This is a genomic window from Ectopseudomonas oleovorans, from assembly GCF_003052605.1.
Lineage (GTDB): Bacteria > Pseudomonadota > Gammaproteobacteria > Pseudomonadales > Pseudomonadaceae > Aquipseudomonas > Aquipseudomonas oleovorans_A.
This window is the reverse complement of sequence record NZ_QASO01000014.1, coordinates 21,469-38,632: the sequence shown is the minus strand read 5'-3', so window position 1 is coordinate 38,632 and position 17,164 is coordinate 21,469. Positions and strand designations below refer to the sequence as shown.

16 protein-coding genes, 1 tRNA gene and 1 pseudogene are annotated in these 17,164 nt (G+C 62.8%); 1 reads left to right on the top strand and 17 read right to left on the bottom strand.

The window, feature by feature from the left end; all coding sequences use genetic code 11:
• From DBO86_RS02785 to DBO86_RS02765, 5 genes and pseudogenes are all read right to left on the bottom strand, one after another.
• Positions 1-577 (bottom strand): annotated as a pseudogene (locus DBO86_RS02785) (IS1595-like element ISAchd1 family transposase); the annotation flags it as partial.
• A 75-nt stretch (positions 578-652) separates the two neighbouring features.
• A complete protein-coding gene (locus DBO86_RS02780; RefSeq protein ID WP_104727125.1) occupies positions 653-991 on the bottom strand; it encodes a DUF2388 domain-containing protein in 339 nt (112 codons plus the stop codon).
• 97 nt (positions 992-1,088) lie between these two features.
• Positions 1,089-1,334 (bottom strand): NfeD family protein, encoded by a 246-nt coding sequence (locus DBO86_RS02775; protein ID WP_104727124.1) that lies wholly within the window; start codon positions 1,332-1,334, stop codon positions 1,089-1,091.
• 327 nt (positions 1,335-1,661) lie between these two features.
• Positions 1,662-3,446 (bottom strand): type IV pilus assembly ATPase TfpB, encoded by a 1,785-nt coding sequence (tfpB, locus tag DBO86_RS02770; protein WP_108232923.1) that lies wholly within the window; start codon positions 3,444-3,446, stop codon positions 1,662-1,664.
• Positions 3,447-3,567: 121 nt separating this feature from the next.
• On the bottom strand, positions 3,568-3,894 hold the full coding sequence (locus tag DBO86_RS02765; protein ID WP_104727122.1) for a hypothetical protein: 327 nt from the start codon (positions 3,892-3,894) through the stop codon (positions 3,568-3,570).
• 127 nt (positions 3,895-4,021) lie between these two features.
• On the opposite strand from DBO86_RS02765, the gene DBO86_RS02760 reads away from it, so the two are divergent.
• Entirely contained in the window at positions 4,022-4,489 is a 468-nt protein-coding gene (locus DBO86_RS02760; protein WP_108232922.1) for an Lrp/AsnC family transcriptional regulator, read from the top strand.
• Here the strand turns inward: DBO86_RS02760 and DBO86_RS02755 are convergent.
• The 12 genes from DBO86_RS02755 to DBO86_RS02700 all read right to left on the bottom strand — a co-directional run bounded on the left by DBO86_RS02755 (position 4,486) and on the right by DBO86_RS02700 (position 17,126).
• Positions 4,486-5,169, bottom strand: coding sequence for a DUF502 domain-containing protein (locus DBO86_RS02755; protein WP_108232921.1), 684 nt, complete (start codon positions 5,167-5,169; stop codon positions 4,486-4,488). The genes DBO86_RS02760 and DBO86_RS02755 overlap by 4 nt on opposite strands.
• Before the next feature lie 184 nt (positions 5,170-5,353).
• The gene (gene dctM, locus DBO86_RS02750) at positions 5,354-6,634 is read right to left on the bottom strand and encodes a C4-dicarboxylate TRAP transporter large permease protein DctM (protein ID WP_108232920.1); all 1,281 of its coding nucleotides are present in this window, start codon (positions 6,632-6,634) and stop codon (positions 5,354-5,356) included.
• Positions 6,631-7,260: a TRAP transporter small permease gene (locus DBO86_RS02745; protein WP_108232919.1), complete on the bottom strand. Its 630-nt coding sequence runs from the start codon at positions 7,258-7,260 to the stop codon at positions 6,631-6,633. The genes dctM and DBO86_RS02745 overlap by 4 nt, the downstream gene beginning before the upstream one ends.
• A 134-nt stretch (positions 7,261-7,394) precedes the next feature.
• Positions 7,395-8,387 carry a C4-dicarboxylate TRAP substrate-binding protein DctP gene (dctP, locus tag DBO86_RS02740; protein WP_090337201.1) on the bottom strand — a complete coding sequence of 331 codons (993 nt, stop codon included), beginning with the start codon at positions 8,385-8,387 and terminating at the stop codon, positions 7,395-7,397.
• Between the two features lie 307 nt (positions 8,388-8,694).
• Entirely contained in the window at positions 8,695-10,080 is a 1,386-nt protein-coding gene (locus tag DBO86_RS02735; RefSeq protein WP_108232918.1) for a sigma-54-dependent transcriptional regulator, read from the bottom strand.
• Positions 10,077-11,891 carry a sensor histidine kinase gene (locus DBO86_RS02730; RefSeq protein ID WP_108232917.1) on the bottom strand — a complete coding sequence of 605 codons (1,815 nt, stop codon included), beginning with the start codon at positions 11,889-11,891 and terminating at the stop codon, positions 10,077-10,079. The genes DBO86_RS02735 and DBO86_RS02730 overlap by 4 nt, the downstream gene beginning before the upstream one ends.
• A gap of 89 nt (positions 11,892-11,980) precedes the next feature.
• Entirely contained in the window at positions 11,981-12,844 is an 864-nt protein-coding gene (gene rfbD / locus DBO86_RS02725) for a dTDP-4-dehydrorhamnose reductase (protein WP_055985244.1), read from the bottom strand.
• Positions 12,841-13,389 carry a dTDP-4-dehydrorhamnose 3,5-epimerase gene (gene rfbC, locus DBO86_RS02720; RefSeq protein WP_108232916.1) on the bottom strand — a complete coding sequence of 183 codons (549 nt, stop codon included), beginning with the start codon at positions 13,387-13,389 and terminating at the stop codon, positions 12,841-12,843. Before rfbC ends, rfbD begins: the two co-directional genes overlap by 4 nt.
• Positions 13,386-14,258: a glucose-1-phosphate thymidylyltransferase RfbA gene (gene rfbA, locus DBO86_RS02715; protein WP_108232915.1), complete on the bottom strand. Its 873-nt coding sequence runs from the start codon at positions 14,256-14,258 to the stop codon at positions 13,386-13,388. The genes rfbC and rfbA overlap by 4 nt, the downstream gene beginning before the upstream one ends.
• 87 nt (positions 14,259-14,345) lie before the next feature.
• The gene (gene rfbB / locus DBO86_RS02710) at positions 14,346-15,407 is read right to left on the bottom strand and encodes a dTDP-glucose 4,6-dehydratase (protein WP_108232914.1); all 1,062 of its coding nucleotides are present in this window, start codon (positions 15,405-15,407) and stop codon (positions 14,346-14,348) included.
• 134 nt (positions 15,408-15,541) lie between these two features.
• Positions 15,542-15,617: transfer RNA gene (locus tag DBO86_RS02705), tRNA-Thr, on the bottom strand.
• A gap of 294 nt (positions 15,618-15,911) precedes the next feature.
• Positions 15,912-17,126: a methyltransferase gene (locus tag DBO86_RS02700; protein WP_108232913.1), complete on the bottom strand. Its 1,215-nt coding sequence runs from the start codon at positions 17,124-17,126 to the stop codon at positions 15,912-15,914.
• Positions 17,127-17,164: the final 38 nt, after the last annotated feature.

Sequence of the window (17,164 nt, the reverse complement as noted above, 5' to 3'; positions counted from 1 at the left end):
CTGCCTGCTGACCACTGCGATCTCTTACCACCAGCACAGGAATTTGCTCGGCAGACAGTCCGCGTCGTTGGGCGCTGCCACCGCGCCGACGAGGCGGTCGAGGCAGTTCGCGTTGCCCTTTGAAGGACTCCAGGAAGAAGGTTTCATCTGCTTCAACAATGCCTGACGCGTGCTGGGCCTGGTGATCGGCAATCCGAGAAAGAAACCTATGTCGCCACAGGAAAGCTGTGTTTTTGCTGACGCCACAATGAACGGCGGCCTTGCGCACGCTCAGGCTCTGGGTCAGTGCGTCCGCATAGTCTTGCCAGAGATGGCGCTTTCTCAGTCGCGCCATTGGGGTGCCCGTCAGGGCATTGCTGGTTTTGCCGCAAACCTTGCAGCGGTATCGCGGCAAGTCACCACTGGAACCCCAGGGGCGCAGTTCCCGCGATTGACAATGCGGGCAATGGCTTGGGGCCTTGATTGCGTCCTGCCAGTGCCTGGCAGCTGGCAAGAGCTTGGATCTCAACTGGTCGCGTTGCTCTGGGTTGAGGCTGGAGAGCTGTGCCATCCACCGCGAAAACTGAACCGCTTTCATGATAGATCCCTCATGCTGGGAAAGATCACGATTCAGTTTAGACCACTGCAACAGATAACTCAGACAGAGCCTTTTTTATTCTGCGGTCGCCACGTTCTCGCTCGCGTTCGCCGACGCTGCAAGAATGGCGCTGGCCAGCGCCATGTCGTCGGCCTCCTGCAACTGCGGGTTGGCGCTACGCAGTTGCTGCATCGCGGCTTCCAGGTGCGGGCCGCGGATTTCGCCGTTACTGGCAACGAAGCTGCTGGCATCTTCTTCGGCCGCTGCAACCAGCTTGCGATCCTTGAAGGTCAGATAGGTCGAGGCGGTGGTTGCGCCCGAGGAAAGAATGTCGCGCAGCAGGCCATCGGCGGCAGCAGTCTGGGCAAACAGGCAGGCACTGAAGGCTAGTGCGGCACGGCTCGTTACACGCATGATGAAGCTCCTTTGGGGTGGTACTTCACCTAGGAGTCGCGCAAGCCGCTGGTGGTTCCTTGCTGGCGATGGCCGGTTGCCCGCATTGGTGGTCTATCTAGCGGACAGTCCGGCGCTGGTGTTGCCGCCATAGCAATGCCGACAGTATCGCCAGCATGCCAAACAGCATGAGTTGCCAGGCCCAGTGCAACTCGGGAAGCAGGAAAACCACTGCGCCGACAGCGACAGCCATGAGGCCGACCCAGAGCAGGTAGCCGCCGGCACCAAACACTTCGAAAATCAGCAGCAGGGTAGCCAGGGCCAGCCAGTGCTCGAACGACAGGTTATGCAGATAGGTGATCATGAACGTACTGCACGACCCCGGCTGAGCGTGTTGCTTGCGCGCCCTTCAACAAGCATTGCATGGGCTCCTTTGCTTGCAGGCTGTTGAACAACTACCTGCCTTGTCTTGCCTGTCTCGCCTACGTTGTTCAACGGCGTGCCAGGGCGAACAATCTAAGCATAGTCACATGGCCGTTGCCGCCGACCCCTTCGCAGGGTGGGCGCATGCCTGTTGAGCGATGAGAACCCGTTCATATCGAAATGGTTTGTGCTTGCCGCGCTGGTGCGGCAGCTCAAAGAGGCTCAGTGTCTGTCCGCCTGGCCCCGCCGCTGGCGGGCTGCGCACGCCTCAGCGTTGCTCGCTTTGCGGAGTGACGCGCAGCACTTCCTCGATGGTGGTCAGCCCTGCCGCGACCTTTTGCGCGCCGGACAGACGCAGGCTACGCATACCGTCCTTGAAGGCGGCGCGGCGCAGTGCGGTGAGGTCGGTGTCGGCGTTGATCAGCGGTTTGATGGCGTCGTTGATCAGCATGATTTCGTAGACACCGGCACGGCCACGATAGCCGGTTTCACGGCACTCCAGGCAGCCGACGGCATGATGGGCCTGCGTTGGCAGTGGCGAGCTCCAGGGACGGGTCAGGCTATTCCAGGCGTCCTCGTCCAGCTGCACCGGCGCCTTGCAGTGTGGGCACAGGGTTCGCACCAGGCGCTGCGCCATGACGCCGAGAATGGTGGCCTTGAGCAGGTAGTGCGGCACGCCCAGTTCGAGCAGGCGGGTGATGGCGCTGGACGCGTCGTTGGTGTGCAGGGTGGACAGCACCAGGTGGCCGGTCAGTGCCGCCTGTATCGCCATTTCGGCGGTTTCCAGGTCGCGGATCTCACCGACCATGATGATGTCCGGATCCTGACGCATCAGCGCGCGCACGCCGCTGGCGAAGGTCAGGTCGATGTTGTGCTGCACCTGCATCTGGTTGAAGGCGCCTTCGATCATCTCGATCGGGTCTTCGATGGTGCAGACGTTCACCTCCTCGGTCGCCAGTTGCTTGAGGGTGGTGTAGAGGGTGGTGGTCTTGCCCGAGCCGGTGGGGCCGGTGACCAGAATGATGCCGTTGGGCTGGCTGGTCATGCTGGCCCAGCGGCGCAGGTCGTCAGGAGAGAAGCCAAGCTGATCCGGGCTTTTCAGCAGTACTTCCGGGTCGAAGATACGCATCACCATCTTCTCGCCGAAGGCGGTCGGCAGGGTCGACAGGCGCAATTCCACTTCGCCGCCATCCGGGGTCTTGGTCTTGACCCGGCCATCCTGTGGCTTGCGTTTCTCGGCGATGTTCATGCGCCCGAGGTTCTTCAGGCGGCTGACCACCGCCATGGTCACCTGTGCCGGGAACTGGTAGACGGTGTGCAGCACGCCGTCGATGCGAAAGCGTACGCTGCCCTGCTCGCGGCGTGGCTCGATGTGGATATCGCTGGCACGTTGCTGGAAGGCGTACTGGAACAGCCAGTCGACGATGTTGACGATGTGCGCGTCGTTGGCGTCCGGCTCCTGATCCTGGGCGCCGAGGCTGAGCAATTGCTCGAAGTTGCCGACGCCGCTGATCTTTTGATCGGTGGCATTGGCGCCGCTGACCGAACGCGCCAGGCGATAGAACTCGGTGGTGAAGCGCTGAATGTCGCTGGGGTTGGCTACCACGCGCTTGATCGGGCGCTTGAGCACGTGCACCAGGTTGGCCTCCCAGCTGTGCACCAGCGGCTGGCTGCTGGCGATGGTGACGCTTTCGCTGTCCACTGCCACGGCGAGGATCTTGTGACGCTGGGCGAAGGCGTAGGACATCAACGGGGTGATAGCCGGCACGTCGATCTTCAGTGGATCGATGCGCAGGTAGGGTTGGCCGGCGAAGTCGGCCAGCCAGACGGTAAGGGTTTCCAGGTCGAGCTTCTTGCCCGGGCGCGTCAGGTCGTCGACCTGCTGTGCGGCGAGGAACTCCAGCGGATGTTGGGTGTTGTTCAGTGAGCTGCGGCGAATCGCCAGGCACTGCTCGGCCACGTCCTGCTCGACCCGGCCCTGGGCCACCAGCTCACGCAGCAGGTCGCCAAGATCCAGTACACGGTCAGGGGCGGTAGCGGTGAAGGCGGACATGCGGGCTCCTCGGGTCGGCCTGAACAAGGTTAGCAGGCCGTTTTTCAACGGCCTTTCAGCCTGGCTAGGATGCCCGAAAAGCAGCACAAGGGCGAAGGCCCATGCGTGATGAGTCGCCGCTTCAGGCCACCTCCGTCACCAGGCTGTGATCCAGGTGTTGCCAGGTCACCTCCCATACGCAGACCAGGCTGCGCAGTTTCTGCGCCAGCACGCCGGCGCGATGCAGCGACAGGCCAGACAGACGCAGGCTGATATGCAGGTCGTCCTGCAGGCGCTGCATGTGCAGGGCGTCGGGTAACACCTGCAACTGTGCGAACAGGCCGAGCAGGCGGCACATGACATCGGCTTCGGCATCGGTGCGCAGCTGGTACTCAACGCAGGCGTCAGGGCGATCCTGCCAGGGATCGCGTCGGGAATGGGCGGACGGAAACGGGGTGGTATCAGGCATGGCGATAACTCGGGCAGATTTTGCCTAAGTTTCCGCCTTATTCCGGCAAAAGGTTTGCCTGGTTCGCTGTGTTAATCCATGTTTAATGGATAAGCTTGCCTTTAATTTCGAGTATTGGGGATTATTTATGTCCATTGCGTTGGATGCCTACGATCAACGTATTCTCGCCCTGCTGCAGGAGGACGCCGGCTTGTCCACCGCTGAGCTCGCCGAGCGCATCGGTCTGTCGCAGTCGCCGTGCTGGCGCCGTATCCAGCGCCTCAAGGAGGAGGGGGTGATCCGCAAGCAGGTGACGTTGCTCGATCGCAAGAAGGTCGGTCTGCACACCCAGGTGTTCGCTCAGGTGAAGCTCAACGCCCATGGGCGTTCCAACCTGACCGAGTTCGCCGAGGCCATGCGCGAGTTTCCCGAGGTGCTGGAGTGCCATGTGCTGATGGGCGCGGTGGATTTCATGCTGCGCATCGTCACCCGCGACATTGAGGCCTATGAGCGCTTTTTCTTCGAGAAGCTGTCGCTGGTGCCGGGAATCCAGGAGGTGAACTCCATCGTCGCGCTGTCGGAGATCAAGTCCACTACCAGTCTGCCGCTGGCTTAGAGCGGCTCGACATCCGCGCGCTTGATCGGCGCGTTTTCCAGGCCGCGCTTGGGGGTTGGTGGGGTGAGGCCCATGGATACATAGATGCTGGTCAACTGGTCGACGCCCATTTCGGCCGGGCGTATCCACTCCTGTGGTACGTAGAGCAGGCCGCCACCGACCGGAATCGGCGCGGTGGGAATGAGGATGGCACAGTAGGCACGGCCTTCCAGTTCCACCGTCTCCGAGCTTGGACGCAGGGCCAGTACCGCTGCGCCGTCACCGCCGAAGAAACACCAGACCGGCGCCATGGTGGTGATGTCCGGGTTCTTGCTCTTGTCCAGCAGGCCGACGAAGCGATCGGCCAGGTTGTAGAAGTTGCCGATCAGCGGCGTGCGCCGCAGGGTGCGATCCAGCAGCCAGGACAGGGGCCGGCGTAGGCCCAGTTGCACGGCCAGGCCCAGTGGATAGAGGCTGGCCAGCAGTACCAGGCTGCCCAGCAAGTAGGCCAGGTAGCTGTTGCTGGAAAAGGGCTGGCCGAGGGCAGCGAATACTTGGCCGATCAGGGTCGAAGGTCCGACCAGACGATTGAGCAGGCTGAATATCCAGGCAAGTAGTGCCAGGGTCAGAACCAGTGGCAGCAACGACAACAGGCCTGTAAACCAGGTGGTGACGATGGATTTCAGGCTGCGCTTGATCATGTGGCGGTTTCCTTGGCGATATCGAGCTTGACTTTACGTGACCACAGGCGCTTGTGTGCACTGCTGTGGAAATGTGCACGCTACAGTAGTTTTCATCAGATTGTTTCGTGCAAAAAAAGCCCGGCACTAAGGCCGGGCGGAGTGGGTACACGAGGTACCGAAGTAGCATCGTTCGGTTGAACCCTTACATGCCGAGCATGTTCGGCAGCGCCATGGAAACGGCCGGGATGTAGGTAATCACCATCAGGAAGCTGATCAGCAGCATCAGCCATGGCAGCGCGGCGCGGATCACGGCCGTCAGTGGCATGCCCGTCACCGCCGAGGTGACGAACAGGTTCAGCCCCACCGGTGGCGTGATCAGACCGATCTCCATGTTCACCACCATGATGATGCCCAGGTGGATCGGGTCGATGCCCAGCTGCATGGCGATCGGGAACAGGATAGGCGCCAGGATCAGGATGATCGCCGACGGCTCCATGAAGGCACCGGCGATCAGCAGCACGATGTTCACTACCAGCAGGAACTGCCACGGCTGCAGACCCAGATCCACCACCCAGGCGGTGATCTGCTGCGGGATCTGCTCGGTGGTCAGCACGTGGGCGAAGAGCATGGCGTTGGCAATGATGAACATCAGCATGATGGTCAGCTTGCCGGACTCCAGCAGCACCTTCGGGCACTCGCGGATGCTCAGGTCCTTGTACACGAACAGGGCGACGAAGCCGGCGTATACCGCCGCCACGGCCGCAGCCTCGGTCGGGGTGAACATGCCGGTGTAGATACCACCGAGGATGATCACCATCAGCAGCAGGCCCCAGAACGCCTCACGGGCGGCGCGCAGCCACTCGCGGAAGCTGGCACGCGGCAGTGCCGGCAGCTTCTTGATGCGCGCGACGATGTAGATCGCGATCATCAGCACCAGGCCGAGCATCACGCCTGGGATCACCCCGGCCATGAACAGCTTGCCCACCGACTGCTCGGTGGCGGCGGCGTACACCACCATCACGATCGACGGCGGAATCAGGATGCCTAGGGTGCCGGCGTTACACACGATGCCGGCGCCGAAGGCCTGCGGGTAACCGGAGCGCACCATGCCGGCGATGGCGATGGAGCCGACTGCGGCCACGGTCGCCGGCGACGAGCCGGACAGGGCGGCGAACAGCATGCACGCCAGTACCGCACCGATGGCCAGACCGCCACGGATGTGGCCGACGCAGGCGTTGGCGAAGTCGATCAGGCGCTTGGCCACACCACCGGTGGTCATGAAGGCACCGGAGAGCAGGAAGAACGGAATGGCCAGCAGAGTGTAGTGTTCGGAGGTCTCGAACAGCTTGATCGCCAGCGAGCGCACTGAGTCCGGGCTGAACAGCATGATGGTGATCGAACCGGCCAGGCCGAGCGAGGCTGCAATCGGCACGCCGATGAACATCAGCAAAAACAGCAGCAGGAAGAGGAACAGAACGGTCATTGCTTGGGCTCCTCATGCTCATTGATTTTCAGGGCGTCAGCGGCTTCATCCGCCAGACCGAGACCGGTCTGCTGGTCACGCAGAATGCGCACGAGGATTTCCAGGAAGCGGATGAACACCATGGCGTAGCCGAAGGGCACGATCATGCCGATATGCCATTGCTTGATGCCGTAGTGACCGAGATCCTCGGCACCGATGCCGGCCTTGAACAGGGTGCTGACCCAGTCGTAGCTACCGACCGCGATGAGGCCGGCGTAGCCCAGGCAGGCCGAGCAGGCGATCACGCCGATGACGCGCTGTACACCGCGAGGGGCCAGCTTGACCAGGGCATCGACACCGATGTGGCCGGCAGTACGCACGCCGTAGGCCAGGCCGAAGAAAATCAGCCAGCCGAACATGGCCTTGGTCAGGGCGTTGCTCCAGGTCATCGCCTGGGCCATGTCGAGAATGGCATCGCCAATACCGAGCAGCAGCTCGTTACCGCCAAAGGCGTCACCCAGCCAGTAGAACAGGGTGTAGAAGTTGTTGAGGATCACGTAGACGAATGTGATCAGCGTCATGGCCGCCAGGAGGAAGGCGATGAAGCCTTCCTCGAAGTGCTCCCAGACGCGCCGCAAGGCGTTCATGGTCGGTTCTCCCGAATGGAAAGGGCGTAAGGCAAACCGAGGGCCGGCTCACCGGTTGCTGCATGTTTCGATGCCCTTTGCGGGCGTCGTGGTGGAGCAGGGCAATTGCACCCTGCCCACCCGGCTCTCCGGCCTTATTGCTGGTTGGCGGCTTGCGCGGCCTTGATCAGGTCGGCACCGATCTCGCCTTCGAACTTCTGCCATACCGGCTGCATGGCGTCGCGCCATTGGCCGCGCTGCTCAGGCGTCAGGGTCAGGATTTCGGTGGTGCCGGCTTCCAGGATGCGCTGCTTGTCGCCTTCGTTGAGGGCGTCAGCCTGTTTGTTCACCTCGACGGTGACCTCGGCGATGATCTTGTTCAGCTCGTCGCGTACGTCAGCCGGCAGCCCGTCCCAGAACTTGGTGTTGGTGATCAGCATGTAGTCCAGCAGGCCATGGTTGGACTCGGTGATGTACTTCTGCACTTCGTGCATCTTCTGGCTGTAGATGTTCGAGTACGGGTTCTCGGCACCGTTGACCACGCCAGTCTGCAGGCCCTGATAGACCTCGGCGAAGCTCATCTTGCGCGGGTTGGCGCGCACGGCCTTGAACTGCTCTTCCAGTACGGCGGAAGCCTGTACGCGGAACTTCAGGCCACGGGCGTCCTTCGGCTCCAGCAGCGCCTTGTTGGCCGACAGCTGCTTCAGGCCGTTGTGCCAGTAGGCCAGGCCGGTGATGCCCTTGTCGGTCATGGAGGTCAGCAGTTTCTGGCCTTCGGGGCTGTTCTGGAAGCGATCGACTGCGGCCATGTTGTCGAACAGGAACGGCAGGTCGAATACCTGCAGTTGCTTGGTGTAATGCTCGAACTTGGCCAGGGATGGGGCGATCATCTGCACGTCACCGAGCAGCAGCGCTTCCATTTCCTTGCCGTCGCCGAACAGCGAGGAGTTCGGGTAGACCTCGACCTTGACCTTGTCGCCCAGGCGCTCTTCAGCCAGTTGCTTGAACAGCACGGCACCCTGACCTTTCGGGGTGTGCTCGGCAACCACGTGGGAGAATTTGATGACGATCGGGTCGGCAGCGTGAACCACGCCAGCGATGGACAGGGACAGGGCGCAAGCCAGCGCCTTGGCAGTCAGTTTGAACATGCGGATGCTTCCTCTTGTTGTGTTTATCGCATTGGCGCCAGTGGCGCTGCTAACGAACGGACAAGAGCAAGTCTAGGCGGCTTGGAGAAAAACGCCGGGGGGCATTCGCGAGGCCTGGACTTGTACTTGTGGGTTCGCTTGACGGAAGTCTAGAGCAACCCTTGTGCCAGTCTGCTGTCGTTGGATTCCACGCATCGGGGAAAAGCCCGTGGTTGAGGGCTTTGATGGCTCTTTGCCGAGGGGCTGGCGGGTTCATGAACCCGCCGCCGGCAAGTCTTTGGTGATGGATTTGGCGGTTTGCCGCCAGTCAGTCGAAGTCCTCTGGCGAGCTTCCGCCAGCGCCGGAGAAGGTCAGGCCATGTTTGCGCAGTTTGTCGTGCAGGGTCTTGCGCGGTACGCCCAGGGCTTCGGCCAGGCTGCGTAGCGAGCCGTGCGGACGGCTCAACTCGGCGGCGATCAGCGCGCGCTCGAAGGCTTCGACCTGCTCGCTGAGCCCGCCATTGACCGGCGGCAGACTGGGCGCGTTGCTGTCGAGTGCCAGCTCCAGGCCCAACGCAAAGCGCTCGGCGGCGTTCTGCAGTTCACGCACGTTGCCCGGCCATGGATGACGCAGCAGCAGCGCACGCTGCCCTGGTTGCAGTTCACGTGGCGCCAGGGCGTGGCGGGCGGCCGCCGATTCGGCGAAATGCTGGAACAGCAGCAAGGCGTCCTCGCCGCGCTCGCGCAGCGGCGGGATGGACAGCGGTGCGACGTTGAGGCGGTAGTACAGGTCGGCGCGGAAACGCCCGGCATCGGCAGCCTGGCGCAGGTCTTCCTTGGTCGCGGCGATCACACGGATGTCCAGCGGGATCAGCTGATTACCACCGAGGCGCTCGACCACACGCTCCTGCAGCAGGCGCAGCAGCTTGACCTGCACATCCATGCTCATGCTCTCGATCTCGTCGAGGAACAGGGTGCCGCCATTGGCGAACTCGAACTTGCCAATGCGCCGTTTCTGCGCGCCGGTAAAGGCGCCGGCCTCGTGGCCGAACAACTCGCTTTCCACCACCGATTCGGCCAGTGCGCCGGCGTTGATGGCGACGAAGGGGCCGTCGCGGCGGCTGGACAGATCGTGCAGGGCGCGGGCGACCACCTCCTTGCCGGCGCCGGTCTCGCCCAGGATCAGCACATCGGTGGCGATGCCGGCGAGGGCACCGATCTGTTCGCGCAGGCGCTGCATGGCAGGCGACTGGCCCACCAGGCGGCTGGACAGTTGCTGGCGGTCGTTGAGTGCCATACGCAGGCTGCGGTTATCCAGCACCAGGCGGCGCAGCTCTAGGGCACGGCGCACGCTGTCGAGCAGGTCATCGTTGGCGAAAGGTTTTTCCAGGAAGTCGTAGGCGCCAGCGCGCATCGCCTGCACGGCCAGCGGCACGTCACCGTGGCCGGTGATCAGCAGCACCGGCAGCTCGGCATCACGCTCGCGCAGCTGCTGCAGCAGTTGCAGACCATCGATGCCGGGCATGCGGATGTCGCTGACCACCACGCCCGGCCAGCCTGCCGGAATGCGTGCGGCCAGGCCCTGCGCATCGCCCAGGCTGAGCACCTTGAGCCCGGCCAGGTCGAGCGTCTGGCTGAGCGCCTGGCGCAGGTGGGCGTCGTCGTCGATCAGCAGTACCTGAATGCGGCTGTCGATGGCGCTGTCGCTGGTCATGGCGAAGGATCCTCGGAAGGTTGCAGGTTGACGCCGGGAGCGGCCAGGCGCAGGCGCAGGGTGATCAGCGCGCCACCCTCGGGATGATTGGCCAGCAGCAGTTCGCCGTCCAGCGCACGCACCAGACTATCGCAGATGGCCAGGCCCAGCCCCAGGCCTTGGGCGCTGGTCTTGGTGGTGAAGAAGGGCTCGCGCGCGCGCGCCAGTGATTCGGGCGAGAAGCCGGGGCCATTGTCACGCAGCAGTAGGTGGAGATGCTCGGCTTGATGCTCGATGCTGATCCAGATGCGTCTAGGTGGTGCCTTATCGATCAACGCATCGAGCGCATTGCCGAGCAGATTGCCCAGCACCTGACGCAGCCGCGTCTCGCCAGCCTGGACCCAGAGGGTGGCGTCCGGCAGATCGCGAATCAGCTCTACATCCATGGCCCGGCGGCGCTTGGCCAATAGCGCCAAGGCATCGTCCAGCGCTGGCTGCAAGGCAACCCGCTCCGGCGCGTGGCGGTCACGGCGGGCAAAGGCGCGCAAATGGGTGATGATCGAGGCCATGCGCTCGGTCAGCTCGCTGATCAGCTTGAGGTTGGCGCGGGCATCGTCGCTGCGCTGGTGATCGAGCAGGGTGCTGGCGTTCTCTGCGTAGCTGCGGATCGCCCCCAGCGGCTGGTTGAGTTCGTGGCTGATGCTGGCGCTCATGGTGCCGAGCGCTGAAAGTTTGCCGGCCTGGACCAGCTCGTCCTGAGCGCGCACCAGTTCTTGCTGCGTCTGTTCACGTTCGAGCACTTCCTGCTTGAGGCGGCTGTTGAGCAGCTCCAGATCCTGCGTGCGTTCGGCCACGCGCTGTTCCAGTTCGGCCTTGGCGCGGGCGTCGAGGGCGATGCGTTCGAGGTAATGGCGGCGGCGCAAAATCAGCAGGCCGAGCAGCAACAGCAGCGCCAGCAAGGCTGCCGCGCCCACGGCCACGGCGCTGCGCACGGGGCGGTCGAGGAGGATACGCGGGGCGAGAATGCTCACCGTCCAGCCGGTTTCGTCCAGAACACGACTTTGTGTCAGCCAGGCGTTTGGGTCGATATCCAGGCGAGGTGGCGCCTGGGTCGGATAGGGCTGATTGGCGGCGATGGCCGATTGCTCGACCCGGTCCAGCGGGCGGCTGGCGTGGAAGCGCCAGTCCGGCCGCGAGGTGAGGATGACCACGCCATTGGTATCGGTCACCAGCAACCGTTCAGGCGTGTTGCCCCACAGCGTTTCGGTGTGATCAAGGTCGACCTTGACCACCAGTGCGCCGATATTGTGGTCGTCCTCGTGCACTGGGTAGGCAAAGTAGTAACCGCGCTTGCCGGACGTTGTACCCAGGCCGAAGAAGCGTCCCAGGCGCCCGGCCAGCGCTTCACGAAAATACGGGCGAAAGGCGAAGTTGCCGGCGACGAAGCTGTCGGGCTTGTCCCAGTTGGAGGCGGCCAGGGTGACGCCGCGATTATTCATCAGGTAGATCACGTCGGCACCGGTCTGCCGCTTGATGCGCGCCAGCAGGCGATTGGCGGTGTCCAGTGCGGCAGGGTCTTCGGGCGCGTGCAGGGCTGCGCGTACACCTGGAAGATCACCGAGAATCTGCGGCAGCACCTCGTAACGACGCAGCGTACCGAGCAGGTTGGCGACGTACAGGTCAAGGGTTTGCCGGTTCTGCTCGATCAGTACTTCGCGGTAGTAGCGCTCGGCCAGGAAGTGAACGGGCCACAGCAGTGGCGCAAGCAGCAGCGCCAGCAGCACGAGGCTGCGCCAGCGCAGGCGACGGGGAGTGGCAGTGTTCGTGCTCATGGCAAACCGTGCAGAAAGGAACGGCGCATTATGCACGTTAAGTGTGCGGCCGGTGATGGGCGCCGGGCGCGCGGATGAAACGCAGGCCTTCAGTTCATGCGTTGCAGGCAGGCATCCAGTGCTGTGCGCCAGTCCGGCAGGCGAACCTGCCAGTCTTGTTCCAGGCGCCCGCCATCCAGACGCGAATTGAGTGGGCGCTGTGCCGGCGTCGGGTACTCGCTGCTGGGAATGGGACGCAGCCTGGCGCAGGGTTTGCCGGCTGCACGCAGGCGCTCGGCGATGGCGCTGGCGAAGCCGAACCAACTGGTCTCGCCCTGGCAGGTCAGGTGGTAGGTACCCCAGCGCTGGCGTCCTTGTTGCCACTTTTCGATCAGCTCGGCGGTGGCGCTGGCGATGCTGCCGGCCCAGGTCGGCGCGCCGATCTGGTCGTCGACCACGCTGAGCTCTTCGCGCTCCTGCAGTAGGCGCTGCATGGTCAGGAGGAAGTTGCGCCCGTACTGCGAGTAGACCCAACTGGTGCGCAGGATCAGGTGATCGCAGCCGCTGATGCGCAGCGCCTGTTCACCGGCCGCCTTGCTGGCGCCGTAGACGCCCAGCGGATGTGGCGTATCGGCTTCACGGTAAGGCGTGGTCTTGCTGCCATCGAAGACGTAGTCGGTGGAGTAGTGAATCAGCGGAATGTCCAGTTCGAAGCAGGCATCGGCGATGGCACGCGGCGCCTCGGCATTGATGGCGAAGGCCAGCTCGCGTTCCTGTTCGGCCTGGTCGACGGCGGTGTACGCGGCGGCATTGATTACCAGCGCCGGTCGCTCGCGCAGGATGATGTCGCCCAGGGTTTCCGGGCGCGACAGGTCGAATGCCTGGCGACCGAGGCTGACCAGCTCGTGTTTGCTCAGGGCCAGTTGCAGTTCACGCGCGACCTGACCGGTATGGCCGCTGATCAGAATCTTCATGGGAAGGTCTCGGCGTCGGTCAGACTCAGGCCCTGTTGGTCTTTGGCCGAGAGTTGTGGCGACAGACCGTCGAGCGGCCAGTCGATGGCCAGTTGCGTGTCGTCCCAGCGGATGCAGCGCTCGTGAGCCGGGGCGTAGTAGTCGGTGGTCTTGTAGAGGAACTCGGCGTACTCGCTGAGCACCAGAAAACCGTGGGCGAAGCCTTCCGGCACCCACAGCTGGCGCTTGTTCTTGGCTGACAGATGCACGCCGACCCATTTGCCGAAGTTTGGCGAGCTGCGCCGCACATCCACCGCCACGTCATAGACCTCGCCAGCGCTGACCCGCACCAGCTTGCCCTGAGCCTGCTGCAACTGATAGTGCAGGCCGCGCAGTACGCCACACGCCGAGCGCGAGTGGTTGTCCTGGACGAACTCGCGGTTTACCCCGGTGGCTTCGGCAAAGCGTCGCGCGTTGAAGCTTTCATAGAAAAAACCACGCTCATCACCGAAAACCTGGGGCTCGAGAATCAGTACCTCCGGCAATGCAGTTGCGATGACTTTCACTGCGACTCCTCCGCCAGCTTGTACAGGTACTGGCCGTAGCCGGTCTTGCCCAGCGCCTTGGCGCAGGCGAGCAGTTGTTCGCGGTCGATCCAGCCCTGCTGGTAGGCGATCTCTTCCAGGCAGGCGACCTTCAGACCCTGGCGTTTTTCTACCGTCTGCACGTAATGCGAGGCATCCAGCAGGCTGTCGTGAGTGCCGGTGTCGAGCCAGGCGAAGCCACGACCGAAACGCTCCACGCGCAGGTCGCCACGGGCCAGATAGGCATTGTTCACATCGGTGATTTCCAGCTCGCCGCGTGGCGAGGGCTTGACCGCCTTGGCGATCTGCACCACATCGTTGTCGTAGAAATACAGGCCGGTCACGGCAAAGCTGGACTTGGGTTGTGCCGGCTTTTCCTCGATCGACAGCGCATTGCCAGCCGCATCGAATTCGACCACGCCAAAACGTTCGGGGTCGCTGACCCAGTAGCCGAAGACCGTGGCACCGCTATTGTGGGTGGCCGCGCGCAGCAGCTTCTCGGTGAAGTGCTGACCATGGAAGATGTTGTCGCCGAGGATCAGGCATACCGAGTCGTCACCAATGAACGACTCGCCGATCAGGAAAGCCTGCGCCAGGCCGTCGGGAGAAGGTTGCTCGGCATACTGCAGGTCGATGCCGAACTGACTGCCGTTGCCGAGCATCTTGCGGAAGTTGGGCAGATCTTCGGGGGTGGAGATGATCAGAATCTCGCGAATGCCGGCCAGCATCAGCACCGACAACGGGTAGTAGATCATCGGCTTGTCATAGATCGGTAGCAGTTGCTTGGACACGCCGAGGGTAATGGGGTGCAGGCGGGTGCCGGAGCCACCGGCGAGGATGATGCCTTTCATGTTTTCTATGTTCCTTGTCGATGCGTAGGGCGGGTGCAACCCGCCGCTGCCTGGCTGGCGGGTTGCACCCGCCCTACGTCTTGAGCTCTAGAGTGCTCCGAGTCGCTGACCCTGATAGCTACCATCCTGCACGCGGCGGCACCAGTCGAGGTTGTCCAGATACCATTGCACGGTCTTGCGCAGGCCGGTTTCGAAGGTTTCCTGCGGTATCCAGCCCAGTTCGCGCTCGATCTTGCCGGCGTCGATGGCGTAGCGCTGGTCATGGCCCGGGCGATCCTGCACGTAGGTGATGAGGTCTTGATAGCGTGCGATACCGGCCGGCTTCTGCGGTGCCAGCTCTTCCAGCAGTGCGCAGATGGCTTGCACCACATCGAGGTTCTTCTGCTCATTGTGGCCGCCGATGTTGTAAGTCTCGCCGACCTTGCCCTCGCTGACCACTTTGAGCAGGGCGCGTGCGTGATCATCCACATACAGCCAGTCGCGCACTTGCTGACCATTCCCGTACACCGGCAGCGGTTTGCCCGCCAGGGCGTTGAGGATCATCAGCGGGATCAGCTTTTCAGGGAAGTGATACGGGCCGTAGTTGTTCGAGCAGTTGGTGATCAGCACCGGCAGCCCATAGGTGCGCTGCCAGGCGCGCACCAGATGGTCGGACGCCGCCTTGCTCGCGGAGTAAGGCGAGCTGGGCGCGTAGGGCGTGGTTTCGGTGAAGAGATCGTCGACGCCGTGCAGGTCGCCGTATACCTCGTCGGTGGAAATGTGATGGAAGCGAAAGGCTGCCTTGCGCTCGGCGCTCAGGCCGAGCCAATAGGCACGGGTGCTTTCCAGCAGGCTGTAGGTGCCGACGATATTGGTCTGGATAAAGGCCGCTGGGCCATCGATGGAGCGGTCGACGTGGGACTCGGCGGCCAGGTGCATGATGGCGTCGGGCTGGAACTCGGCCAGCGTCTGCGCAACCACAGGGCTGTCGGCGATATCCGCCTGGACGAAGCGGTAGCGCGGGTTGCCATCGACGGGGGCAAGCGATTCCAGGTTGCCGGCGTAGGTCAACTTGTCGAGGTTGAGCACCTGATGCCCGGTGTTTTGGATCAGGTGGCGAATCAGGGCTGAGCCGATGAAGCCGGCACCGCCGGTAACAAGAATACGCATCTGCTCAATAACCTCGCTATGTAACCTTTCGCCATACCCACGAGCCGAGTGCGGTAAGTGCAATGAACAAGCGACGGATGTGGGCAGGAGCAAAAACAAAAAAGGCCTGCATGAAAGCAGGCCTTGATATTAGATGGTGCCGGCACCAGGAGTCGAACCCGGGACCTACTGATTACAAGTCAGTTGCTCTACCAGCTGAGCTATACCGGCACTGAAGGGCCGCCATTATATCCATTCATCGGCCTGAGTAAAGCCACCTTCGAGCCAGGTTTTTCCGGGCTCGGCGATCAGCAGCTTTTTGCTTATGCACAAAGAGAAGGCGCGTGCGACGGTGGCGCACCGGCTCTGTGCATTCGATCACGATTTTTCGCAAGTTATTGTTTTTGCTAGGGCTTCGAGGGCTGTTCGAAAATTGATCAGATGTCTACGAGGCAATTCCCAAGTGGCTTTGCAGCATTTGCCCAGAAAGGATCAACAGAGTTATCCACAGCTTCTGTGTGCAACTCAGGCGCGCTCGGCCAGCAGTAGCAGGTTGCGCGGGCTCAGTTGGTAATCGCAGAAGGTGCCCAGCTTCACCTTGTAGCCCTGTTCCTGCAGATACAGGGCGCGGTCGAGCAGCAGCCAGAGTTCCAGTGGCCGGCGGAACAGGTTGCGCAGCAGTTCCAGATTGCGCACTTCGGCCAGGCGTTGCCAGCCGCGAGCTTCCAGTGCGTACCAGTCCTGCTCACCAGGCGCAGGCACTTCACGCAGTGCGGCGAGGTCATGACAGAAGCGGGCGAAAGGTTTGCTCAACCAGTCGCTGGGCAGCGATGGCGTTGGCAGGTATTCATCGATGCCGCGTAGCTGGCGTTGCAGCAGATCGAAAGCCAGGCGCCAAGCCATCGACTGATTGCGCTGTCGGCGTACGCGGGCGCCGGCGGTGACGGTCTCGCTCAATGGCAGGCCGAGATCGTCGCGTGAAAGCCGCAATGCGGACGCTTGTGCGGCAGTCGAGAGCGCTTGGTACTGCAGGCCGGCGATGCGGTTGTAGCAGCAGGGCGCCACCGCCAGTTGTGGGCATCCGTTGCGGCTGGCCAGTTGCAGCAGGCGGACGTGCAGGTCGCCACAGGCGTGCAGGGCCACGGGAGTATGTTCTTTCGTCAGGCGTTCGTCGCAATCATCGGCAAGCACATCCTGCTGTAGGTGTGCGGCAGCCAGTCCCAGGCGTTTGCTCAGTGCGCTACCGGACTCGATCAGTGCCGGGTCGTACTCCAGGCAGGTCAGGTACTGGTCATCCTGAGTCAGCCAGCGACCGAGGTGGCCCTTGCCGGAACACCAGTCGAGCCAGTGCGCGGGGCGCTGGCGAAACTGCAGGTGGCTGGCAAAAGCCTGGATCTGCGCCAGCTTCCTGCCGGGTACATCGACGCTCAAGGCGTGCGCGCGCGGCGGACTGTCCAGGCTCGGAATTTCGCCCAACTGACTAAGTGCTTGCGCCTGGCGGGCCAGGTCGGGAAAGGGCGCAGGTGCAGAGAGTGCGAAGGGGCTGTTGTCGCTGGCCTCAGCCTGCTCCAGGGAGCGGCTGCGCAGCCAGGTAGCGAGTTCCGCCAGCTCCGTTTCCCAAGGCAGTTGCAGGTGATGAAACGGCCGAGGTCGCCAGAGCGCCTGATGCTGCAGAAGAAAACTGTCCAGGGCCCGGAAGCGAGCGAGCAGATCGCCAGAGGTAAGGATGGGCTCGGACATGGCGCTCATGCGTCTGGTTGAACCGGGCTGCCAAGTGG